General features: G+C 46.7%; 18 protein-coding genes and 1 pseudogene. All 19 read left to right on the top strand.

From position 1 onward, the window contains the following. The first annotated feature begins 6 nt into the window (after nt 1-6). On the top strand, nt 7-1,335 hold the full coding sequence (locus NOM90_RS11915; protein WP_255942203.1) for a vWA domain-containing protein: 1,329 nt from the start codon (nt 7-9) through the stop codon (nt 1,333-1,335). A gap of 136 nt (nt 1,336-1,471) precedes the next feature. Beyond that, a complete protein-coding gene (locus NOM90_RS11910) occupies nt 1,472-2,833 on the top strand; it encodes a dihydrolipoyl dehydrogenase family protein (RefSeq protein ID WP_255942202.1) in 1,362 nt (453 codons plus the stop codon). Nucleotides 2,834-2,996: 163 nt separating this feature from the next. After that, the gene (locus NOM90_RS11905; protein WP_255942201.1) at nt 2,997-3,671 is read left to right on the top strand and encodes a beta-mannanase; all 675 of its coding nucleotides are present in this window, start codon (nt 2,997-2,999) and stop codon (nt 3,669-3,671) included. Nucleotides 3,672-3,720: 49 nt separating this feature from the next. Continuing rightward, a complete protein-coding gene (locus NOM90_RS11900) occupies nt 3,721-4,977 on the top strand; it encodes a TRAFAC clade GTPase domain-containing protein (protein ID WP_255942200.1) in 1,257 nt (418 codons plus the stop codon). 3 nt (nt 4,978-4,980) lie between these two features. Continuing rightward, nucleotides 4,981-8,190 carry a GAP1-N2 domain-containing protein gene (locus NOM90_RS11895; protein ID WP_255942199.1) on the top strand — a complete coding sequence of 1,070 codons (3,210 nt, stop codon included), beginning with the start codon at nt 4,981-4,983 and terminating at the stop codon, nt 8,188-8,190. Nucleotides 8,191-8,586: 396 nt separating this feature from the next. Further along, nucleotides 8,587-10,353 (top strand): DNRLRE domain-containing protein, encoded by a 1,767-nt coding sequence (locus NOM90_RS11890; protein ID WP_255942198.1) that lies wholly within the window; start codon nt 8,587-8,589, stop codon nt 10,351-10,353. Between the two features lie 32 nt (nt 10,354-10,385). Then, nucleotides 10,386-14,966 carry an RHS repeat-associated core domain-containing protein gene (locus tag NOM90_RS11885; RefSeq protein ID WP_255942197.1) on the top strand — a complete coding sequence of 1,527 codons (4,581 nt, stop codon included), beginning with the start codon at nt 10,386-10,388 and terminating at the stop codon, nt 14,964-14,966. Nucleotides 14,967-14,978: 12 nt separating this feature from the next. Continuing rightward, entirely contained in the window at nt 14,979-15,398 is a 420-nt protein-coding gene (locus tag NOM90_RS11880; protein ID WP_255942196.1) for a hypothetical protein, read from the top strand. A 57-nt stretch (nt 15,399-15,455) separates the two neighbouring features. Continuing rightward, nucleotides 15,456-16,589: an RHS repeat-associated core domain-containing protein gene (locus NOM90_RS11875; protein ID WP_255942195.1), complete on the top strand. Its 1,134-nt coding sequence runs from the start codon at nt 15,456-15,458 to the stop codon at nt 16,587-16,589. Between the two features lie 11 nt (nt 16,590-16,600). Further along, nucleotides 16,601-17,044: a hypothetical protein gene (locus tag NOM90_RS11870; protein ID WP_255942193.1), complete on the top strand. Its 444-nt coding sequence runs from the start codon at nt 16,601-16,603 to the stop codon at nt 17,042-17,044. 64 nt (nt 17,045-17,108) lie between these two features. Next, a pseudogene (locus NOM90_RS11865) lies at nt 17,109-17,666 on the top strand (polymorphic toxin-type HINT domain-containing protein); the annotation flags it as partial. Between the two features lie 25 nt (nt 17,667-17,691). Beyond that, a complete protein-coding gene (locus NOM90_RS11860; RefSeq protein WP_255942192.1) occupies nt 17,692-18,009 on the top strand; it encodes a DUF3969 family protein in 318 nt (105 codons plus the stop codon). Nucleotides 18,010-18,174: 165 nt separating this feature from the next. Next, nucleotides 18,175-19,722: an RHS repeat domain-containing protein gene (locus NOM90_RS11855; RefSeq protein WP_255942191.1), complete on the top strand. Its 1,548-nt coding sequence runs from the start codon at nt 18,175-18,177 to the stop codon at nt 19,720-19,722. Continuing rightward, nucleotides 19,701-20,294, top strand: a complete 594-nt coding sequence (locus NOM90_RS11850; protein WP_255942190.1) for a hypothetical protein — start codon at nt 19,701-19,703, stop codon at nt 20,292-20,294. The genes NOM90_RS11855 and NOM90_RS11850 overlap by 22 nt, the downstream gene beginning before the upstream one ends. Nucleotides 20,295-20,504: 210 nt before the next feature. Beyond that, nucleotides 20,505-22,349, top strand: coding sequence for an RHS repeat-associated core domain-containing protein (locus tag NOM90_RS11845; RefSeq protein ID WP_255942189.1), 1,845 nt, complete (start codon nt 20,505-20,507; stop codon nt 22,347-22,349). Continuing rightward, complete coding sequence (locus tag NOM90_RS11840) at nt 22,350-22,664, top strand: hypothetical protein (RefSeq protein WP_255942188.1); 315 nt, start codon at nt 22,350-22,352, stop codon at nt 22,662-22,664. Between the two features lie 132 nt (nt 22,665-22,796). After that, complete coding sequence (locus NOM90_RS11835) at nt 22,797-22,958, top strand: hypothetical protein (protein ID WP_255942187.1); 162 nt, start codon at nt 22,797-22,799, stop codon at nt 22,956-22,958. Between the two features lie 84 nt (nt 22,959-23,042). Continuing rightward, the gene (locus tag NOM90_RS11830; RefSeq protein WP_255942186.1) at nt 23,043-23,363 is read left to right on the top strand and encodes a hypothetical protein; all 321 of its coding nucleotides are present in this window, start codon (nt 23,043-23,045) and stop codon (nt 23,361-23,363) included. Between the two features lie 241 nt (nt 23,364-23,604). Continuing rightward, the gene (locus NOM90_RS11825; RefSeq protein WP_255942441.1) at nt 23,605-24,822 is read left to right on the top strand and encodes a polymorphic toxin-type HINT domain-containing protein; all 1,218 of its coding nucleotides are present in this window, start codon (nt 23,605-23,607) and stop codon (nt 24,820-24,822) included. The last annotated feature ends 7 nt before the right edge of the window (nt 24,823-24,829 follow it).

The following is a 24,829-nucleotide window of genomic DNA, read 5'->3' as shown; positions in this document are numbered from 1 at the left end:
CGCAGCATGCAGCGCAAAGTCAATCTGCTGCTGCTTTTGCTGGCGATTGTAGGCGGGGCGGTCGGGTTCGGAATCGGAGAATGGTGGCTTGCCCGCTTTGAAGGGCAGATATCGAGGGTTGTGCTGGTCGGCGTCTATTTTTCGGTATTGGCTTTCTGTATCGGGTTAGGATGTCTGGTCGCGGAAATGATTTCGCCGAAGCTGAGCGGAAAATCGTGGAGAGAGCGCTACGCCGGATTTTCGTGGCAACTGTTGGTTCCGACTACGCTGGCGGCTTTTCTGATTTTAGGATCGCTGTTCGAATTTGTGTACGAGCTGGATTTGGGCGGCGTCAAAAAAGTCAACGATATCGTGCTGCTGATCGATAATTCCGGCAGTATGGTCGACAGCAAAGAAGGCGGGCTAGGCAACGATAATGAAGGAAAACGTTTTGACGCGGCAAAAGAATTAATCGAACGCATGGATGGAGATAAGCGGGTTGCGGTCTTGACGTTTGACGATCAGGCGCAGTTGATTCAGCCGTTCACTTCGGTCGCGACGAACGAGCAGAAGCAGAGAGTTAATTTCAAAATCGATGCGATCAAGCCAACCGATTATCCGACCGATATCGATGTCGCGCTCAGCGAGACGCTGAAGCAGATTCAGGATCAGGGTAGCCCGGATAACGGAGCGATGGTCATTTTGCTGTCGGACGGGGTTACCGATATCGATATGAACAAAGTCGTCACGCCATACCGCGAGAAACGTGTTCCGATTAACGCGATCGCTCTGGGCGATACTGAGAATTCGGCGCTTAACCAAGCTTCGCTGCAAGAGCTGAAAAACGGATTCGCGCTGTTGCAAAAAATGGCGGAGCGCACAGGCGGAACGTATACGAATGTCGCGAATGCCGATCAGATTTCGTTGGCGTTCCAAGATATTTATCAAAACCTGGACGATCATACCTTGCTGACCGAACGCACGGGCGCTCCGGCTGGCAGTACGTATTTGCAAGTGCTGCACGTGATTTTGATTGTACTTATCGGAGCTGCGCTGGGCATTGCGCTTGGCGTGATGTTCGATAACCGTTTCCTTGCCAAAAGCTTCGGGATCGGCGGCGCCGTATCGGGTCTTGTTGCCGGTCTAATCTTGGAACTTGGGCTGCAAGGCGATGAAGTCAACCATTCGGGGGTGCGTCTGTTTGCGGTACTCGCGCTCGCGACGATTATCGCGCTGTTCACTTTAGTGGTTCCGATTCGAGAGCAGCAGCGCAAAGAACGTCGGCGAGGAGCCAAGTATAAGAATTCTTCGGCGGGATTGGGACAACGTTCGGACGATCGCAGCAGCGGCTTTTAACGCAATCGGTTCAAAAGCGTCATCTTGCTCTTCGGTTAAGGATTTGGAAGATCGGGTAAAGATATTGCGAGTGATTAAATAGCGTGCTATCGACTACTTGGAGAATCCCTAATTTAACCGGAGAGGATGAATGGACATGACTCAATCTTCTGAACAAATGTACGACGTGTTATTTATCGGCAGCGGACAAGCAGCTTGGAACGCGGCATTGCCTTTGACGAAAGCGGGCAAAAAAGTCGCGATTATCGAGCGCCACAAAATCGCGGGTGTCTGCACAAGCTATGGCTGCAATCCAAAAATCATTTTGGATAGTCCGATCAAAACGATCTCGGATGCGAAGCTGTACGGCGGCAAAGGGCTAGATAGCTCGTTCACGCTGGATTGGTCAAAGTTGATGGAGCATAAAAATTCGATTCTCGACCCGTTACCTGACTTTTTGGGCAAAATGTTAAGTGACGCGGGCGTGACGATTATTCACGGCGAAGCCAAATTCGAAGATGCGCAGACGGTTGTCGTCAATGGTGAACATTACCGAGCAGAGAACTTTGTCGTCGCTGCTGGGCAACGTCCGATGATCCCAGACATTCCGGGTAAAGAGCTGCTGGAGACCAGCGATGACTTCTTGTACTTGCCTGAGCTTCCAAAACGCATTGTCATGATCGGTGCAGGTTATGTCGCGATGGAGCTGGCGTCGATTGCGTCCAAAGCTGGTTCGCATGTCGAAGTGATTCAAAATTCGAACCAAGTGCTGTCTGGATTCCATCAACCGTATGCGAATTCGTTGGTTGAAAAGATGAAAGCGGACGGCGTTGTGTTCCATTTTGAAGATCAAGCCACTCAAGTGGAGAAGCAAGGCGAAGAGTTCGTCCTGACTACGGAAAAAGGGCTGTCGCTCAGCGCTGATCTGGTCGTGAGCGCGATCGGCCGTATTCCGAATACCGAAGGGATCGGGCTGGAAGAAGCAGGCGTAACCTATACGGAAAAAGGCATCGTCGTTGATGAATATTTGCGCACATCGCAGCCGCATATCTATGCAAGCGGCGATGTACTCGACAAAACGCAGCCACGTCTTACGCCGACTTCGATCTTCGAAGCGAAATATCTCGGTGCTTACTTAGCGGGAATGACGAATACGCCTATCGAGTACCCGCCGATTGCGACGATCACCTTCACTTTGCCGCGTATCGCGCAAATCGGCGTATCGCCGGAAGAAGCGGAGCAATCCGATGCTTACAAAGTGAAGTCGGTCGAACTCGGCAAGCAGTGGGACTTTGCGGGTCGAGGCGATACCGATGCGCATCTGACGCTGGTCTACGATCAAGAAGGCCATATCGTCGGTGCGGCGGCTTATAGCCAAGAAGCATTGGAAATCGTGAATGCGTTGACGCCGATTATCACGTTGAAACTTTCGGCAGAGCAAGCGGATCGACTGGTTTACGCGTTCCCTTCGTTCGAATCGACGATCCCGTCGTTGCTCCGTCAAGGGCAAATGGAGTAATCGAGATTTTGATTTGATTTCGCAAGCAGTCGATCTTGTATAGATCGGCTGCTTTTTTATGGATAAAGCTGGGCTTGAGGCTAGGGAATGGGCAGTGCTGCTGTGTTATAATGAAGAAAGGGATACAGCTTAATGAACGATGCAACGAAAGGGGATATCCGCGATGCGGTTTATCGAAGCAAAGCCGGATTCGCCAGTGATTCGCGAATTGACGCGCCGAGTGAGCGGCGATGTGTGCACGTTGCAATGGCAATGGCCGTCCGGTACAGATTTTGTATATATCGGACGCCGTGCTTTGGATGCTGCGCATGACGCATCTTCGAAATCTGAACCCTCGGTATTTGGACCGGATGGAGGATTCGACGATTCTGGATTGAAGTTATATACACGCGAAGAATACAAAGCCGCAGGCGGTTATCGAGATCGTCTGGACGGGATTGGACGCTATGCGTATTGGGTCTATGCGGCGCTTCCGGGTTCGGGAGAACCCGTGTTGATTCGCCAAACCGACGGATTGAACACGGTCGAGACGCCTGCGGGTCGAGCCAAGATCCGATATGCGGTGATTGAGAAAAAGCCGTTATTCCGGGCATTCAAAACGGTACGCATCGAAATTTCTTGCGAAGTTTCGCTGAGCGAAAACGTACTCTGTTATGTGAAAAAAAGCGGCGCTTATCCGACAGGCCCGCAAGACGGAACGGTTTATCCGTTTACAGGAGCTTTTCCCGCCGGGCGTACGCGCTTGCCGGATATTGAAGTCGGCAAAAACGATTATATTCGTGTGTTTTTTACCGATGCGAAGACCTATGGGCAGTTATATGAACTGTTACCTGAATAATGGAAAACCATCTAACCAGTATGTGGCTGCGCCATGAGGAGGAACGGGAATGAGCTTTTTTAGTCGCTTCAAAAGAAAGCCTCAAGAAGAACCACGGCCTTTATTTTACGATATCGTTTGTCCGTATTGTTTTACGAAATTTGCACCGGAAGAAGTCGTATTTCGCGCTTCGCACCACCGGGAAGACGATGAAGATTTTGCGCTTCGCGAAGATGCGCCGCTGAACCGATACCGCGAGCGTTTCGGGCTGGATACGGTCTATGATATGGAAGCGATCTTGAAGCCTCAAGACTTTTTGATGGAACATCGTACATATACGGATCATGTGTTGACCGCGCTGACCGATCGTTACGGCGAGACGACGCGCAGAAGATTGTGCCCGCATTGCCATAATGAACTGCCTGTAACTGCGGGCAAAGTGCCAAGCAATATTATCTCGATCGTCGGTGCTTCCCAAGTCGGCAAGTCGGTCTATATGACCGCGCTTATTCATACGCTTCAACAAACGACTGCCGATCGCTTCGACGCGGCATGTATGCCGCTTAACGCGGAGATTAGCCGCAAGTTCCGCATGAACTACGAAGAACCGCTGTTCGAACGCGGCGATCTGCTGGCTTCGACGCAAAAAGAACGGATGCAAGAACCGTTTATTTTCCAATTCGTATTCAAAGACGACAAAAAGCCGCCGCTTACGCTCGTCTTTTTCGATGTGGCGGGTGAAGGTATGGTCGATGAAGAATATTTGAACCTGCACGGACGCCATATCCGCAATTCGGCAGGTATCTTGTTTATGGTCGATCCTCTGCAAATTCGTTCGATCCGCGAGCGGATTCGGATTATGCTTGGCGATAAGCCGGGCGAATGGACGAACCGTTACGACGAACCGCGCGACGTGGTGCTGACGATGTTCAGTGACTTTATTTCGCATCAAGAAAAAGGCAAAACGGATATTCCGACGGCTGTCGTATTAACGAAAAGCGATATGCTGCGTTCGCTTGCCGATGAAGAAGGCGACTATATTCGTCCGAACAGCAACGTGTTCAACAATATGGAACATCACGATTACTTCGACCTCACCGAATTTAGCAATATCGACGGCGAAGTCCGTCGCTTTATCGAAAAAGTCGATCGTCCGTTCAAAGGCACGATGGATGTATATTTCAACGAAACCGGCTATTTTGCGGTATCTGCGCTCGGCAGTAATCCGGTCGATCAGAAGATTCAAGGCGTCGTGAGCCCGATTCGGGTCGACGAACCTTTTATCTGGCTGCTGCATAAGCTGAACTATATTGAGGGGAGAGAATAAATCGTGAGTTCATTCTCTTCAAAACAAATCGCCCAACAGATGTATACACGGGCGCGTAGCGGGATTTTCCGAGATACGGAAGGCTACGATACGATTGCGCGTTCGGAAAGTCTGGATGATACTTTTATCAAAAAAAATCTCCATCCGCTATGTACGTATGACGCACCCGCCGAGCTGACCGCTTCAGGGGTCAAAGAAGAATCGGCTTACCCGGATTCGGTCCATCTGGTACAGATGGAAAACGGCGACGTGATCTTGGGGCAAAATGTCTACAAGTCTGTCGATTTCGCCGGGCTTCGGAGCACCTTTTTCACGCATAACTATGTGATTCCGTCTGAACATGCCGATGCGCTGCGTACGGAATATATGAACTTTTTATATGCGGATTATGAATGGAACGCACAAGAGGCGACGGAAGGACAAGTTTCGTCTACGCAACTGCCTGAACTTGCACAATTGCCGATGCGAAGTCAACTTCCGCAACCGAAAATCGCGTTAGATAAGCTTGAAGAATTGGGCTTGGATGCTTCTTCGTTCAAAAGGCTGCTGCTTGCCGTGATGGAATCGATCAACGGACGCCGCAAAGTATATGTGACGCTGAATACGCCGATCGCGGAAATGAATGACCGGGCGCTTCGGCTGCTGGAAGTGTTGTATGCGGCGCTGCCGCCGCAATTCCGTCGTCGACTTGGCTTTGTGACATATTCGCGCGAACCGCATAGCCGCAAAGGCGTACATCTGACTTTTGTCGAGCAAGGTTCGATGCGTCCGGGCGATCGGAATATCGAAAAAGACTTTTTGTTCGATTTTTCGCGTAATCGTATCGTGAATGCGGCAGAAGGCGGAAGTCTGCAAGAACTGGCGGACTTTTTGTATACCGAGCTTCGGGATCCTCAGCGTTTGGAGCGGTTTTATAACTTTGCGGACGAAGCTCTCGGCAGTACGCCGGAGGAGCTGAATCCAGAAAGTTATCTGGATATGTCGCGGTTGTTCCGCATCGAAGAAGGCGACGAAAGCGCGTATGACGCTAATCGTCGCGGAATCTGGAGATTGCTGCTCGATTGGACAGGACGCACAGGAGATACACGTCTTAAAGCACGGATGCTGGATTTGCTGAGCGGACGCTTCGACCGCGAACTTGAAGACGTGATGGCGGGTCGGATTCCCGAACCGGATTTGCTGCGCGATATCGTAGCGTATTTCCGGGTCGGCGGCAAAGGCGCGGCAGCTCTGGTGCTTCGATATTTGCTGACCTTAATGCCGATGGTCACGCGTCAAAAACGCAAAGACGGCGAACTTCCTTATTACGCGGTCATCGAAAGCGATCCTGAGTTAGCCGACACGTTCTTCTCGACTTTGATTGGCAACCGTCAGTTGTCGTCGATGTTGTTCGAGCCATATTTAGAGCGGAAAATGCAAGCCGCATCCAGCGGTGCAGAGGTGATTCGGATCGTGCAGAACTGGTCGGACGATCATCCGGGGCTGCTGAACAACGAACATTTTTGCGACATTTCGCTTCAAGCGCTCGGCAGTAAACTTCGTCGTTCCGGAGAGCCGGTCTCGGCGGTTCGCGGCGTTGTCGAGACGCTTCGCGGCGATGGCAAGCCGACTGCCGGATTGATGGACGGCACCGGCGAAGAATTGATGAAGCATCCGCTTTGCGTCGCGCTTGCGGATGAAGCGATTCAATATTTGCTGGACGAATGGGAATGGGAAAAGGTCACGCTGGAACAAGTAACGGGGCTTCATTTCTTGTTCGAAGGCGAAAGCGAAGAAGATCGCAGCCGCAAAGTGCGCGGTCCTCGCGGAACGGAGAGATACGCTGCGCTGCGCGCTGCTTATCTATGGTTCACGCTGGATCGACCGGATGCCAGCCTGCTCGAAGGCTTGGCGATTCGCGAAGTGGACGAAGTGCAAAAGCTCGGTCGCCGATTGCTTCCTGCGGAGATCGCAGCGGGTCGGTATAACCGCCTGATGCCTGCTTTTTCGCGCAGCCTCAGCGGTGGCGGCGAAGACGTGGATTATCGCCGCCTTGTCGATGCGGTGCGTATCAATTCTTCGAATGCCGGAGGACGAGAATCGATCTATCGGTTCTTCGAATGGTCGGCAGGGCAAGAACCTTACGCGGACGGGCGCAAGCTAGATCCGGCTTATGAAGCGGCGATTTTGCATTACTTTACCGCGCATGACCGTGAAGCTTTCCGCGATAAAAACAATCGGCGCGATTATTTCGACCGTGCACCGGTTCCGCTGGCTTCGGTCTATCGCAAAGTGCAGTCTCAGCAAGCTTCGCCTTTGGTGCGTTGGATGCGTAAAAACCGGAGTCTGACGATGCTGCTAATGGGGATTTTTGCGGTGATTATCGTGGGCGGAGCAAGCGTCGGCATTTTATACGCGACAGGCGTATTGGGCCAACCGAAAGAAACGGTACAGACGACGCCGGATTCGAATTCTGGTGACGATAACGGAATCTCTTCGCCGGGAACGTCCGGTTCTGGCGAAGCAAGCCCGGGAGCTGATGCGAATTTGGATCTGCTTGTGTTCGGCGGAGCGGATAATGCTTCGGTTGAATTCGGGTTTCGCACCGCCGAGGAACGGGATGCTTTCGAAGCTGCGCCGCCGGAGCTGACCTTGGTCTGGGAAAACGGCGAAAGCGAACCGATTGACGGCGCTTCGCTGTCAAAAGGCGCAGATCCTGATCCGATTGACGGAGCACCGGCAACGGGAGAAGATCCTGCTGCCGGAAGCGGTAGCGGGCAGAGTGGTAGCGATGCAAGCGGAGATACCGATGGAAGCAGCGATACGGGCGAAGCTTCAGAAGCCGGGACTTCCGGCGCGGAAGGTTCGGTCGAAGGCACCGAAGCGGGAGCGGCGGATATCAACGGCGCGGACGCGGGCAGCACATCCGGGGATACTGGCGATGCTGCGGCAGGCGAAGCTGGTACTGGCGGTGAAGCTGGCGAAAGCGGCGGAAGCGCAGCGGATTCGTCCGCACCGGCTGAAGGTGCGGATAGCGGAACGTCCGGCGGAGCAACCGACGGCGCGGCGGAGTCTTCGGCAAGCGGAAGCGGCTCGCCTAGCGAGCCTGCGGATGCGAGTGAGTATCTGTACAAAGCCGTATACAATATCGGCGGTACGATTAAGTCCACCATCGCCGCGGTTATCGTCGGGGATGAGCGGTATGAGGTTCGCTCGGAGACCGGAGCGGAGTAATTAGTAGTTAGATAGCAAGTTATGAGAAAAGACCTCGCGCATACAGTTGGAACTGTATGCGCGAGGTCTTTTTTTATGTAAATAAATAGTTTAAATATTTCGAAAAAGAGCTAACTTGGTCTTTTGGACAAGCGAATTGTAGGACTTTTGGTTATTTCCTATTCATAATGAAATGGAAATTTTATGTTTCTAAAGAAAAATAATCAGGATATAAACGTTTAGACCTGGTTAATATTGTTTATTTATCTTGTGTTTGCTTGCAAGAAACATTCGAAACACAGGCTTAAGATTCAAGTGATTTCAAGAAACAGAACATTTGAACTAGGCGCAAAGGTCAGTGTTTGGTTTGGAACTTGAAGAAAATGAATGAATATCAGAATTGGAGGAATACTGCACATGCAAGCAAAAGGAAAATGGATTTTGTCGACTTTGCTCTTGTCGTCGTTAGGCGCTCAAATCGTGCCTCATTCGGCTTTGGCAGACCCTGAAGCTAATCAAGCGGCAAGCGACAAGAAGATTCAAAACGAACAAGAGTCGGCGGCATTCGTCGAAGAAAAAGCGGAGGTCGTGAGCGAAGATCAAGCCAGCCGTACTCTGTTCAGCAAAGACTATCTGCTCAGTGACAACAGCCGGGAAACGGTATTGTCGGCAGTACCGCTCCATTACCAAGACGATCAAGGGAACTACCAAGATATTCAACTGGCTTTGAATTTGGAATCCCTGTTTTCCGATCCGCAAGTCGAATCGTCAGAAGCACAACCTTCGGCGCTGCTATCGTCGTCGCTACGTTCGGCCAAATCTTTTGGAGCATCTGCCCTGACCAATCTGGAAGAAGCCAAATCGCCTAGCGAAGATTCTTCCGAAGAACTTTCTCAAGATGAACCGTCCAGCGAGGTCAGTAACCCTTCGCAACCTGATCCAGACTCGTCCGAAGAACCTACCGAACCTAACGATTCCGAAGTCGAAGCTCCGGCTACCGAAGAACGGGAAGTCGTCGAAGAAGCTCCGGTCGAAAAAGAGACGCCAAAAGAAACGCCGTCAGCTCCGTCTTCCGAACCCGGATACACCTCGTCAACCGTTCCTTATACGCCAAGCTTACATACGCTCTACACACAAGGCTTTTCTATCGGAACCAAGCAGCACCAACTGACTCTTGTGCCTGTCGATGCTGTGGCTGCAACTGCCGATGCGTCGCAAGCTTCTATCGGTAAGTTGGGTTACTCGAATGTTTGGACAGCCACAGACGTTGATCTTTCCCTAACGCCTTCGGGAATTTCGCAGACTATTCATTTGAATGCTGCCGATGCACCTTCGAGTTTCCGCTTCAAAGTAGAAGGGCAACTGGATGACAAGCTAACCAGCGGAGATTTGTCTTTGTCTTCGGCTTGGCTGAGCAGCGCAGACGGACAACGTCGCGAAGTCACTCAGACGATTAGCGAAGAAAACGGGGTTCGTTATCTGAATATCGATATAAATACAGAAGACATGTCTTATCCGATTGAGCTTCACACAGGTATCGAACTTCAACGTCCATCGCAGACCGCGACCGTAACGGCGCAAGAAAAGACTTCAAGTGTTGGCGAAATGAGTCTGTTTGCGTTCTCGGCACCGACGACGCCGGATACGCGCACCTATGTCCAATACGATTTGTCGAGTTTGCCGAAAGATACCGGAGTACGCGAAGCCTATCTGACTACAACTGCGGATAGCGGTAGGGGCAACCCGGACACGCTTCAAGTCAAACGAGCGGTAGAACCGTGGCATGAAGGCACACTAGCTGCGGCTAACGAACCAAGAACGGCGCTGCGTGCAGACGGAGCAAGCTACGGCAAGCTGCGTAATGAAGCGGACGGTACAAGCCGGATTGATCTGGATCCCGATCTGATCACTCGTTGGTTAACCGAAGATCAGCCTAACTACGGACTACAGATCGATGGCGGAAGTGAGCCGATGTCGTTCGAAGAAACGCCGCAGCTGCATATTCGTCACAGTGGAGACTCTGTCAGCACGCTGAGCGCGGCGGGTACGCCGATGCAGTTCCAATACTTTTACGATGAGCAGAGCCGATTGCAGTATATTTTATTCTCCTCGGGCGAGCGCATTAACTTTACTTACGACACGAACGGCAATCTGATCAAAAGAGAATACGTATCCGGCTCTTAAGCCCACTATAAAGAAACGAGGGGAACTTTTTCGTGAAAAACTTGAAATGGATCAATATCGCGCTGGTCGCAGCACTGCTTGTACCGCAAATCGGCGCGCCGGCACGCGCACAAGCAGCGGCTCCCGCGACTTCGGCAAAATCTGCTGCGGTGTCGTCGCCAACTTTTGTCAGCGGGGCTTTTAACGATACGGCTACACCGATTTCGTTGTATGAACTACAAGCCAATACGCCTTATAGCGGAGCGGTTGAAGGCGAAAATATTTCGGACGTCACCGGGTCATTGGCTCGTATGGAGACCGATTTTAGCCTGCCGGGACGCAACGGTTTGGATTTTACGCTGGGACGTCTGTACGAAAGTAACGAATCGTATATCGAAGAACCGAAGATTACGGGTAACGCGGGTTCTTATGCCAACAGCAGCGAGTATTATACGTACAACGAACGCACTTCGAATCTGGGCGTAGGCTGGGCATGGGCGATTCCGTCCGTTGAGCTGCGCGGGGATGTTCGGTATCTGCATTTTGCAGACGGAACGGTGTATCAAGTCCAAGCGAACGGTCAAGGACTGGTGGATTACCCGCTGAAAGACGTGACTTTCGCTTCTTCTTCCGACAGTATCTCGACGAAAAACGCTGCAGGTCAGACAGTAAATGCGACTGCGGCTTATGTGTTGACCGATACGCTCGGAACGAAGATTTATTTTAATGCCAATGGACAATGGATCGGAACCAAAGACGCTTATGGCAATGTGATCTTGGTGCAATACGCACAGGCTGCCGTGAACGAGCAGAACAGCTATCCGCTGATAAGCAAAATCATCGACACGCTGAACCGCGAAATCGTGTTCTCGTACAAAGCGAATGCGGTCACGGTGACTTACGCCGGAAAATCGCTGGTGTTCAACAAAACGCTGATTAGCGGCACGAACAAAAAACGTACGTTGTCTTCGGTCGTGAACGAAAACGGCGAAACGACGAGCTACGGTTATGCGAAACAAGAAACGAAATACGATGCCGTAACCAATGCCGGAGCGGCTGAGGAAAAAGTGGTCTATATGGCGCTGACCCAAGCGACGTATCCGACCGGCGCGCGTACCGGATATGAATACGGTCAGACGTCCAAGCATTTAGGCGACCAAGGGACGCTCGGTTACTACCGCGTGACGAAGCGTTATGACGAGATGCGCGAAAGCACGTTCAAAAAGAAAAACGTCGTCGTATACGATTATACGAATGCGACCGATTTTTCCGATCCGGCGCAGACGACTTCTACAGTGAAACGCACCACGATCACGAATCCAAATGATGCGTCGCACTTGCCGACAGTCGAGAAAATCAGCGAAACGACGGTTCTGAACGCAGACCATTTGGCAATCAAAGAAACGCGTGAAAAAGCTGGCGAATACAAAAAGCAAGTCGATACGGTCTACGATCCAGATCAACAGCTTGCTGTACAGATCACCGAAACGGACACGGATTATACCCAAACGCCAGAAAAAACAGGCAATAAAGTTCACGCGTATACATACGATAATTACGGCAACGTACTCACGTATACCAATCCGCTGGGACATATTAGCAGCTACAGTTATTCGACCACTTACCCAGGGCTTACGCTGAGCGAGCGCAATACGGTATCCGGCGTCGTGACCGACGACATTTCGTACACGGCTGATCCGGCTTTGCCGCATATTACGCAAATGACGCAAAATTACGCAGACGATAGCGGTCAAGCAAGCTTCCTGCAAATGAGCTATCAGTATGATGCGTACGGAAATATGATTCAGTCGGTGCAGCAACTCGAAAATGATAAAACGCAGCAAACCGACATTGAGTACGGAGCAGCGGTAAAAAATGCGTACCCAACATCGATTAAGCAAAAAGTAACAGAAAACGGTAAGCCAAAAACGATCGAAGAGCGCTACGAATACGATCTGCCTACAGGTCGCGTCACGAAGCATTTTGACGGTAACGCAGTAGCCAAAGGCGCACCTCAAGGTTCTGACGAAGCGTATACGTATGACAATGTGGGTCGTATCACGAAAGTTACACGCCCTGCAGCGGCAGACGGAACGCGCGCCACGTCGTCTTCTTCGTTCTCGTACAATACGATTGGTCAAATCGCCCAGTATGAGATTGTCGACGAAGAAGGCAAAGAAAGCAAAGAAATTTACGACGGTCTCGGTCGCCCTTCCGCGGTCGAACTGAAGCGTAAAGACAACAATAACAACGTCTCGTTCTACACGGTTCAATCTAATCATTACAACGATCTGGGCGAACTGGATTACACGACAGACGGCGAAGGCAACAAGACGCGTTACGAGTACGACGCTAACGGCGAGATCAAAGAAACGATCTCAGCGGCAGGTCGCGTAACAGGATATGGCTACAACGATGTGCTGAACCAAGCGACGACCACAACGGATTACGGTGCAAAAGTGACCGAAGAAACCGATGCCGGAGGACGTTCGACAGGCACGACGCGTACCGACGATAAAGGCAATATCATCAAGACGAGCAATCAGTACGAAGTGGGCGGCAATCCGTTCTCGACCAGTTCGACCGACGGCAAAGGCGCAACCACTGGATTTACCAACGACGGTCTGCACCGATTGCAAAATGTCACGCAAACTAGCGGCGGCACATCGCTCAATACGAAATATTCGTATAACAAACAAGGGGCGATGACCGAAAAAGTCTTCCCGGATCTGACGAAGATCACCTACGGATACGACGAATTAGGTCGTCGATTGTCCAAAACGGACTCCGTATTGGGCAAAGAAAGCTACACGTACGATAACAACAGCAATATCACGGGCGGTACCACGCGCGGCGGTATTAACGTTGTCAATCAATATGACGAACAGAACCGCCTGACTTCATGGAGCAGCGGCGACAAAAACGGTTCGTTCACGTATTACAAAAACGGTCTGCGCAAATCGATGACCGACGAGACCGGAACGACGCAATATTTCTATACGCTAGATAATCTGCTGGAGCGTATGGTGTATCCGGACGGCAAAGAAATCTCGTATACGTATTACAAAAACGGTCTGCCGAATACGATGACCGATCCATTCGGTCTGACCACCACGTATATCTACAATGCGGACAACCAATTGGCGGAAGTGCGTACCGAAAACACGAAGCAAGCGGAGTACATCTACCGCGACGGCTTAGTGGAATCGGACGAGAACCATCTGAAATCTTCGCAGCTTTATCAGTTGAAGCTGGGCGATAATGGACAAATCACCACGACGTACACGAACGATGGTTTTGGACGATTGACCAAGCTTCTTCAGTCGGCAGGTGGCTTGACCCAAGCGTTCACGTATGGCTACGATAACGGAGACAATATCACAAGCCGTAGCGACGGTACGACAAGCGGAACGTTCAGCTACGACGAACTGGATCGCATCGTCACCAGTTCCGAAGGGGACGAGACGTACACGTATGACGGTAAAGGCAATCGTCTGACGCTGCAATCCAGTATCCAGATGCCGCATAAAGATAATATCGATTACACGTATAACCAAGCGGAGCAGTTAAGCGGGGTTACGCGTAACCAGACATCGGTCAGCTACAAGTACAATGGCGACGGTCTGATGACCGAACGTAGTATGACGAAAGACGGGCAATCGACGACAACGCGTTATTATTATGACGGCGCGAACATCATCGCCGAAGGTACGGTAGCAGCAGACGGAACGGTAACCTTCAAAGCTCGTTATGTACGCGGCGCCCAACTGATTTACCGCGAAGACGCGAATCACGAAAAAGCGTACTACCAGCACAACGGTCACGGTGACGTTACGGGATTGGTGAAAGCTGACGGTACCGTACTCAACCGCTATACCTACGATATCTGGGGCAATCCACTGACATCGGATGTCCAAGTCGAGAATGTGTTCGGCTACTCCGGCGAGTATTGGGATGAAGATACGGGTCTGCAATATCTGAGAAGTCGTTGGTACGATCCGAGTATCGGACGGTTTATTCAGGAAGATACGTTCGAAGGATACGTGAATCGTCCGAGCAGTTTGAACCCGTATACGTATGTGGAGAATAATCCGCTTAAATATGTAGATCCTGACGGGAAGAATCCTAAAAAACGCGAATCTGATAACTTAGGAGGAGGAAGCGGACCTCCTAGAGCGAGTAGTGCAGCGGGAGCTCCATCTAATCCAGGTGGAGGTGGAAAGAGTAAAAAATCAAAAACTCCAAAAACTCCAAAACAACCTACTTTGAAATGGGGAAATCCAAAAAGTACTCCAACTTATGGACATACCTTTAGTGATCATGGGCAAACTCAAAGCTCGAGTCAACTTTATAATAGGTCGAGATCTAAAGGAACCCAACAAGGTAGATGGTGGAATGATCAAGAGGCAGCAGATTTTATTACTCCAATTGCAAAACAAGGATATGGTATTTATAATGTACCTGTTCCTTCTAGTATGAATGCACGGACATTCTTTGGAAACAATCGATATATTGATGCTGACCGAGCAATAATTGCTGTAAGGGCTGATGGAAGTGTGCGCACTGCATATCCTTTTAATAGTAATTATCGTTCGAATAAGAATGATTTAAGTAAACCATTACAACCAGAATAGGAGAAGCTCTATATGGAAACTCCTGAATATGTTTCGTTAACAGCAAGGCAGGGATTAGAAGATAAAGTTGGATTTCCAAAGGAATTTGATGATATTGAACAAGATTGGGAGTTTATTGTAAGTGATAGCTCTAGAGTAGATGAATTCGTTCAAGCCTATCAACAAATGAACTTAAGCGTTGAAGAAAAATTCGCTCTTATGATGATTATTTCTTCTTCCTACAACGACTCACTTCTTCAATATGAAATCGACCTTTCAGAGTGGGAGGAAATTAAAAATTTACTAATTGAAGAATTTTCTATTCACAAAAAAAACATCACTTATTGGGCGGGATTACTTTTTAATGAAAATCTTGAAGATGTTGAGGAGGGCTTTCCTATTTCGTTATTGATGAAAGAAATTTTGGATTCACAGATGCCTACTAAAAAATAGTTTTCACTAAATTCAAAAAGACACATTTCGATCTGAAAAATTTGAAATGTGTCTTTTTTGTACGGATCAAGAACTGTATTTAACGCTCTATGGTCAGAAAAAGAAACGAATAAACACTTTAAAGACAATATCGATTACACGTATAACCAAGCGGAGCAGTTAAGCGGGATTACGCGTAACCAGACATCGGTCAGCTACAAGTATAATGGCGACGGTCTGATGACCGAGCGCAGTATGACGAAAGACGGGCAATCGACGACAACGCGTTACTATTACGACGGCGCGAACATCATCGCCGAAGGTACGGTAGCGGCAGACGGAACTGTAACCTTCAAAGCTCGTTATGTACGCGGCGCCCAACTGATTTACCGCGAAGACGCGAATCACGAAAAAGCGTATTATCAGCACAACGGTCACGGTGACGTTACGGGACTGGTGAAAGCTGACGGTACGGTACTCAACCGCTACACCTACGATATCTGGGGCAATCCACTGACATCGGATGTCCAAGTCGAGAATGTGTTCGGCTACTCCGGCGAATATTGGGACGAAGATACCGGTCTACAATATCTGAGAAGTCGTTGGTACGATCCGAGTATCGGACGGTTTATTCAGGAAGATACGTTCGAAGGATATGTGAATCGTCCGAGCAGTCTGAATCCGTATACGTATGTGGAGAATAACCCGCTTGTACGTATTGATCCGAGCGGGCATGATTGGAATCGCTCGGCTGGTAGTGGCGGTGGCGGAGCTAGAATGACACCTTCTTCTCCATCGACGGGCAGTAGATCTTCAGCTCCAAAATCAAGATCTACATCTTCCAAGTCCGCAAGCTCAAAAAATTCATCTACTCGAATTTATTTAAATGAATCTAAAATTGATTTATTTAGTGCAAAAAGTAATCCAGCAATTCGCTCATTGAGACGTCCTATATTTAATGAATGGAGAGAGAAGGGGGTCACAGTTCAACAAAAAACATATGGTTTAAATGATCATGCGTATAACCGATTATTTAAATCGGGAAGAAAAGATATTTTACCTGGTGATATCACAGTAGCTTTAACTAGAAAACCTGTACCTGGCGAGACGGGTAGTGTAGTGTACAAAAACCCTTCTTCAGGTACAAAAGTTTATGTAAATACAACGACAAAAGAAATTGTAGGAGTACAACCTGGTAGTTTTAAAGATTAAAGAGGTGGAAAATGGTACTTAAGTTGAAAGAGACAAGACAAGTGACTAAAGATTTTACTCACCAATCTAGCTATATTAAATCTGTAAAAACTTTAAATGTAGTAACAGAATTTATGACAGATGATACAATTCCATATCAAGTTCCAAATGGAGGGTGTATTTGGTTAAATGAAAAAGGTATTATTGGAGAAATAGAGTTTATTCATCCAAAAGAAACCCAGCCAAATCAATTTAATATTATCAAAAAGTTGGAAAGTTTTATTCCTTTATTCGAATTGGATAAGGATGAGTATGAGAATACTTCTCTAGAAATTAAAGAAAACATTTTTTTGGTTTGGCTTAAGAAAACTCATTCAATAGATGTAAGCATAAGTTATGGAGATGTTTCTTATTTGATATCTAAAAATATTTTGTGCGGTTTGATAATAAGAAAAGTAATTTCTCAAATCAATTAGGTTGTATAAAAGCTAGTTCTTCTCATAGAGTTTAGAGAAGAACTAGCTTTTATACAAGAAAGTTACCGCGATCTTTAATCACGAAACGGACGAGATCTACAGCATTCATGTCGGCGATCAGGTGATCGAATCGACATATAATCATCCGTTTTGGGTTGTAGGCAAAGGTTGGGTATTTGTTAAAGACCTGAAAACAGGCGACTTGTTGGAGCAAAGCGACGGGAAGACGTTAGAAGTCGGAACCATCGAAGTCCAGAAGCGTCAGACGACCGTTTACAATATGACGGTGGAAGGGTTCCATACGTATTTTGTGAGCGGGTTGGGGATTTGGGTTCATAATGATGAATGTGATCCATCAGCTATTAAAAATGTCTATAATTCTATTAAAAATGCTCCTAAATATCCTGCAGGTTTTAAAGCTATTCAAAATGGTACCAAAAAGAATAATGTAAAAAACGTTGAGGTATTAGATGCTTTACGTGAAATTGAATCAGGTAAATGGGATAAGATTTATAAAGATGGGTATGATGCCAATAGAAATAAGGTAAGTATACATTATTTCCAAAGTCAATCTGGAAAAGTTTTCGATGTGAAAACAAAAAGTGGTTGGAGTAACCAATAATATTATATAGAAGAAAGGAGTACAAATGAAAAGTACTAATGAAAACCAAAAACTTGTATCTATTATTCAATTAGGATTTTTAACAGCGCTTGAAAAAGAGGTAATTACAATCGAAGAAGCAGAAGCTTATCTCTTTAGTCCTTTCACTAGCGAAAAGTTAAAAGCTTATGGGTTTTCTGAAAGTGTAATTAATATAATTTTAGAAGGGTGTGAGTTGGAAGATGTAGAAAGCTTGCTACCTAACAGACTCCAAGCAAATATTGTTAGAATCAAAGAGGAAATATTGAAAAATATCACATCCTTCTCTACTGTTAAAGAAAACATTGAAAAAGTCATAAAGTAAAGCTATTATCAAAGCTTTTAAATGAAATTTGCTAAATAGAAATATTATTTATTTTGAATTTTTGAAAAAACTTCGCTCTCGATATTTATAGAGAACGAAGTTTTTTTCTTAACAGACTTTTAAATGGCTTGGTAGGATCATCTGAAATCTTCGCAGCTTTATCAGTTGAAGCTGGGCGATAATGGACAAATCACGACGACGTACACGAACGATGGTTTTGGACGATTGACCAAGCTTCTTCAGTCGGCAGGTGGCTTGACCCAAGCATTCACCTACGGCTACGATAACGGAGACAATATCACAAGCCGTAGCGACGGTACGACAAGCGGAACGTTCAGCTACGACGAACTGGATCGCATCATCACCAGTTCCGAAGGTGACGAAACGTACACGTATGACGGTAAAGGCAATCGTCTAACGCTGCAATCCAGTATCCAGATGCCGCATAAAGACAATATCGATTACACGTATAATCAAGCGGAGCAGTTGAGCGGGGTTACGCGTAACCAGACATCGGTCAGCTACAAGTACAATGGCGACGGTCTGATGACGGAGCGCAGTATCACGAAAGACGGGCAATCGACGACAACGCGTTACTATTACGATGGCGCGAACATCATCGCCGAAGGTACGGTAGCGGCAGACGGAAGTGTAACCTTCAAAGCTCGTTATGTACGCGGCGCTCAACTGATTTACCGCGAAGACGCGAATCACGAAAAAGCGTACTATCAGCATAACGGTCACGGTGACGTTACGGGATTGGTGAAAGCTGACGGGACGGTACTTAACCGCTATACGTACGATATCTGGGGCAATCCATTGACATCGGATGTCCAAGTCGAGAATGTATTCGGCTACTCCGGCGAATATTGGGATGAAGATACCGGTCTGCAATACCTGAGAAGCCGTTGGTACGATCCGAGTATCGGACGGTTTATTCAAGAAGATACGTTCGAAGGGTATATGAATCGTCCGAGCAGCTCAAATCCTTATACGTATGTAGAGAATAATCCGCTGAAGTATTTGGACCCATCAGGGCGTAGTGCTATTCCATTTCCTAATATAGATTGGAATAAGGTAGCTAGAATAGGATTTGAAGCAGTATCAGGTAGCTTAGAAGGAGCAAAGGCAAATAAAAAGTATGGTCCGGTAGGGATGTTTTTTGGAGTTGTAGTAGGAGGACTTTTAGGAAACCCAACCTCTATGGGAGAAGATCAAGCCAGTGTTGATAGGGGAGCTGCTCAATATCTAGGTTTGACCTTAGTAGCTGAGGCAACAGCACGAAGCTATCGAAACCGTGAAAACTCCTCGTATGTTTTTAGAGCACTCAATAAGCAAGACGTCAAAACACTGGGTCAAGGACGAGGATTAGCCGCTAAAAATCCAGCAGGGAATTGGACACTTACTGATCATGTGGCTTATGGTTCGAATACAAAGGAGTCTGTTAAGCATGATAAGTGGCTTTCTACAACACCTCTTTTCGATCGAGCTGACTTTTATGATAGAGGAAGTGCGAGTTCTAATAAAAATGGAATAGCAATAATCAATCTTAAAAAGTTGAATCAGAAATATTATTGGGCTGAGAAAAATCTAAATCCATCTCATCGTGGTTACTCTCGAGCGCTAGCTTTTGCAAAGAAGGATGCTGAAATTAGTGTATTGAAGTATATCAATAGGGAGGCGATAGTTGGATGGGTGCCGAGCAAAAGATAAAACTTTTGGAAAAGACTTTAGTCGAGATCGATATAGCTTTGCGTTTTAGCGAACCTGTATCTTCAAAAGATTTGAATCAGTTAGAACGTTTGCTTCAAGAGGGAATTGTTCCTAATGATCGAGTGAATAAAAAAATGTTGTATGATTTTGAGTATACACTTACTCATTTTCAATATATACAATTTTATGCGCCTTCAGAAAAAGCGCTTGATCGAATTCAAAATCAACTGAAGTCATTTCAACGAATGTTGCTAAATGCATTTAAACCAAGCTACAATCCAGATGCTACAGCAAAGCAACTACAGCAATGGAGAGAAATCGGTTTTAAATCACTATACGAAAATCTAGATCAAGCAAAAGAGTTGCTGAATTTTCTAGATTCGATAGCTTTTCAATATCAAGATGAAGAAACACTTCCTAGGACGACTGCATTCTATATTTACGATTTACTCATTGACTTTATGAATGAAGATAATATTGTCGAAGGAATGTCTAAGTCAACGGATCTAGAAAGATCAGACATTGAACTGTTTTCTAATATTTGTGTGAAGATAAGAAATATTTTTTTGTGAAATAATCCTGATTTTTTGAGTATGAGTTAATCATCCGATTAGAAAGTTAACTTAATCTGTACCTTGAATGGCATAGTGCTATTCAAGGTTTTTTCTTGTAAATATAAGATTCGAGTATGGCACATTCATCTCACAAAGATCACCTACGGGTACGACGAATTAGGTCGAAGCCTGTCCAAAACGGACTCCGTACTGGGCAAAGAAAGCTACATGTATGACAACAACAGTAATATCACGGGCGGTACAACGCGCGGCGGTATTAACGTTGTCAATCAATATGACGAACAGAACCGCCTGGCTTCATGGAGCAGCGGTGACAAAAACGGTTCGTTCACGTATTACAAAAACGGTCTACGTAAATCGATGACCGACGAGACCGGAACGACGCAATATTTCTATACGCTAGATAATCTGCTGGAGCGTATGGTCTATCCGGACGGCAAAGAAATCTCGTACACGTATTACAAAAACGGTCTGCCGAATACAATGACCGATCCGTTCGGGTTGACCACCACGTATATCTACAATGCGGACAACCAATTGTCGGAAGTACGTACCGAAAACACGAAGCAAGCGGAGTACATCTACCGCGACGGCTTGGTGGAATCGGATGAGAACCACCTGAAATCTTCGCAGCTTTATCAGCTGAAGCTGGGCGATAATGGACAAATCACGACGACGTACACGAACGATGGTTTTGGAAGATTGACCAAGCTGCTTCAGTCGGCAGGTGGCTTGACCCAAGCGTTCACGTATGGCTACGATAACGGAGACAATATCACAAGCCGTAGCGACGGCACGACAAGCGGAACGTTCAGCTACGACGAACTGGATCGCATCATCACCAGTTCCGAAGGTGACGAGACGTACACGTATGACGGCAAAGGCAATCGTCTGACGCTGCAATCCAGTATCCAGATGCCGCATAAAGACAATATCGATTACACGTATAATCAAGCGGAGCAGCTAAGCGGGGTTACGCGTAACCAGACATCGGTCAGCTACAAGTACAATGGCGACGGTCTGATGACGGAGCGCAGTATCACGAAAGACGGGCAATCGACGACAACGCGTTACTATTACGATGGCGCGAACATCATCGCTGAAGGTAAAGTGGCGGCAGACGGAACTGTAACCTTCAAAGCTCGTTATGTACGCGGCGCCCAATTGATTTACCGCGAAGACGCGAATCACGAAAAAGCGTACTATCAGCATAACGGTCACGGTGACGTTACGGGACTGGTGAAAGCTGACGGTACGGTACTCAACCGCTATACGTACGATATCTGGGGCAATCCACTGACATCGGATGTCCAAGTCGAGAATGTATTCGGCTACTCCGGCGAATATTGGGATGAAGATACCGGTCTGCAATATCTGAGAAGTCGTTGGTACGATCCGAGTATCGGACGGTTTATTCAGGAGGATACGTTCGAAGGACGTATAAACCGACCAAGTAGTTTAAACCTCTACACGTATGTCGAGAACAACCCATTGAAGTACACCGATCCGACTGGGCATGAATTCCGACAAGGTAGTGGAGGCGGTGGCGGAGGTGGCGGCGGAGCTAAGATCACACCTTCTTCTCCATCGACAGGTAGCAGATCTTCAGCTCCAAAATCAAAATCTACTACACGAACTGATAACAGAACAACAATTCGTGAGCAAAATACAGCAAATAAGCCAAATGCCGTTCCTCCAATGGTTCAATCTCGAATAAATATACGTAACGGCAGCTCTGACAAAACATCTTCTGGACTTAATTATGCCTTAAAGGGACATAAAAATGTTGCAAAAACTAATAAATCACAATTTACCGTATCTAACGAAGAACTTACAAAAGTGCTTCAATCCCCAAAAGTGGTAAATACACCAGCGGTATACCAACCTCTATCCAAGAATTATGCAAGAAAAGTTGTTTTAGATAAAGGAGTAGGGAATTTAGCAAGTGATTATGGGGGAGCACCTACAAGATTTTTGACTGTCTTTACAGACAAGTTTGGTAATCTAATGAATACATTTCCGGGTGGATCAACTTTAAGAGGAGGAGAATAAATGTTTACCGTTCTTTTGCAAGGAATGAACTCTGAAGTGATTGAAGAATTGCCTTCAGTTGAAGGAGACGAAGATTATTTAATGCAAGATATGGACGATGAAAACTTCCCTTTTCTTAGTGAGTTATCGGATACTGAGTATTTGCTAGTGATAAGTGCGAGGACACCTGGTTTAATACGAGAATTAGATTCGCTGCTTAACCAAGTACAAGATATTCAGTCTTTAGAGCATTTAAGAAAAATCAAAGAGTTGGCTAAAAGGTGTAAAGAGTTAGAAGGAAGCTTCTTGTTTATCACTCCTTTTGAGTTGGACTGAATGAAGAAAAGACAATGAAGGCATTAGCCCTTCATTGTCTTTGTTTAATTTTGCATATGTATTGGATCGTTTTCTTATCATGATGAGGGCGCAAATGTTATAGCCGAAGCTAAAATGGCGACAGAGGGTAGCATGGCATTCAAAACTCTTATTGAAGAATTTTTTATTCATAGAGAATGGGTTAATTACTGGGCAAACTTACTTAATGAAGACTTCAAAGATATTGAAGTAGGCTTTCCTATTGCTTTGTTGATGAAAGGAATTTTGGATTCACAGGAGTCTGTTAAAGAATAGTATAAGTCAGCATATGGTCATTTAACGAGCTTGAACTGACTTTTTCGTAAATATTTAGTGTATGTATGGGAGTTTTAAAAAAAGGTGATTAAAATATTTACGATTCTTTTGCAAACCAAGGACTATGAATTTATTGAAGAACTACCTTCAGTTGACGGAGACGAAAAGTATTTGATGCAAGAAGACGAGGAAACATTTCGTTTGCTGAGTGACTTTTCCAGTACGGAGTATTTACTCACAACCAGTGATGATATGCCAGACTTGATTAAAGAATTAGATTTGTTGTTAGACCAAATTGAAGATGCTCAAGCGTTAGAACACGTAAAAGAAATCAAAGAATTGGCTAAGAAGTGTCATGATCTAAAAGGGAGTTTTTTGATTATTACGCCTTTTGAGGTGGACTGAATGAAAGAAGACAATGAAGGCATTAGCCTTCATTGTCTTTGTTTAATTTTATAGATGTATTGGATCGTCTTTTTAGCATAATGAATCTGCAAGCATTATAACCGAAGATATAGTAGCGCCAGACGGAACTGTAACCTTCAAAGCTCGTTATGTACGCGGCGCCCAACTGATTTACCGCGAAGATGCAAATCACGAAAAAGCATATTATCAGCACAACGGTCACGGTGACGTTACGGGATTGGTGAAAGCTGACGGTACCGTACTCAACCGCTATACCTACGATATCTGGGGTAATCCACTGACATCGGATGTCCAAGTCGAGAATGTATTCGGCTACTCCGGCGAATATTGGGATGAAGATACCGGTCTGCAATATCTGAGAAGTCGTTGGTACGATCCGAGTATCGGACGGTTTATTCAGGAAGATACGTTCGAAGGCTATGTGAATCGTCCGAGCAGTCTGAATCCGTATACGTATGTGGAGAATAATCCGCTGAAATTCGTAGACCCGGATGGTTACGCACCTCAATGGTTGAAAAATACGTGGAGCGCAGTGAAGACGGGCGCGAAAGAAGCTGCGGACTTCCTTGTGATTGACGATATCAAAACGTTAACAAGTTCTCAGTCTTCGACAATTGACAAAGTCATTGCGGGAGCCAGCCTGCTTCCGGTAGGTAAAGTGCTTAAAGGCGGTAAATTGTTTGTTGAAGTCGCGCAGAAAGGAAGCAAAGCTTCGAGTGCGGCGAAAGCAACCAAAGCGGTTAATAAAGCCTGCAACTGCTTTACGGCAGAGACGAAGGTCAAGACCGATCAAGGCGAGAAAAACATCGAAGATGTACAGATCGGTGATAAAGTCTTATCGAAAGACGAAAATACCGACGAAGTCACTTACAAACAAGTGACCGCGATCTTCAATCACGAAACGAACGAGATCTACAGCATTCATGTCGGCGATCAAATCATCGAATCGACGTACAATCATCCATTCTGGGTTGTAGGCAAAGGTTGGGTATTTGTTAAAGACCTGAAGACAGGCGATTTGTTGGAGCAAAGCGATGGCAAGACATTAGAAGTCGGAAACATCGAAGTCCAACAGCGTCAGACGACAGTTTACAACATGACGGTGGAAGGGTTCCATACGTATTTTGTGAGCGGGTTGGGGATTTGGGTTCATAACGATGAATGTGGTGTTTTGAAAACCCAAAAGCAAAGAGGTCCTACTGAAAAACTAACAAATTCGCAAGTTAGGGACCTTGCAAATTATCTCGGATATAAAGAAGTTAAAGGTAATAATTCAAAAGGGTTGTTGTTCAAAAAAGGTAACCGAGACTTCATAACACAAGATTTAGATTCTCACGTAGGGGGAACATGGAAGAGAGCGAAAAAAATAGAATATTTGAACAATGATAAGACTCGATTAGGTACTTATGATGCTCATTTAAATTGGATTGCGAAATAGGAGGAGA

Origin of the sequence: Saccharibacillus sp. JS10, from assembly GCF_024436065.1 — a bacterium.
Lineage (GTDB): Bacteria > Bacillota > Bacilli > Paenibacillales > Paenibacillaceae > Saccharibacillus.
The sequence above is the reverse complement of the archived record's forward strand: the minus strand, read 5'-3'. Positions and strand labels throughout refer to the sequence as shown.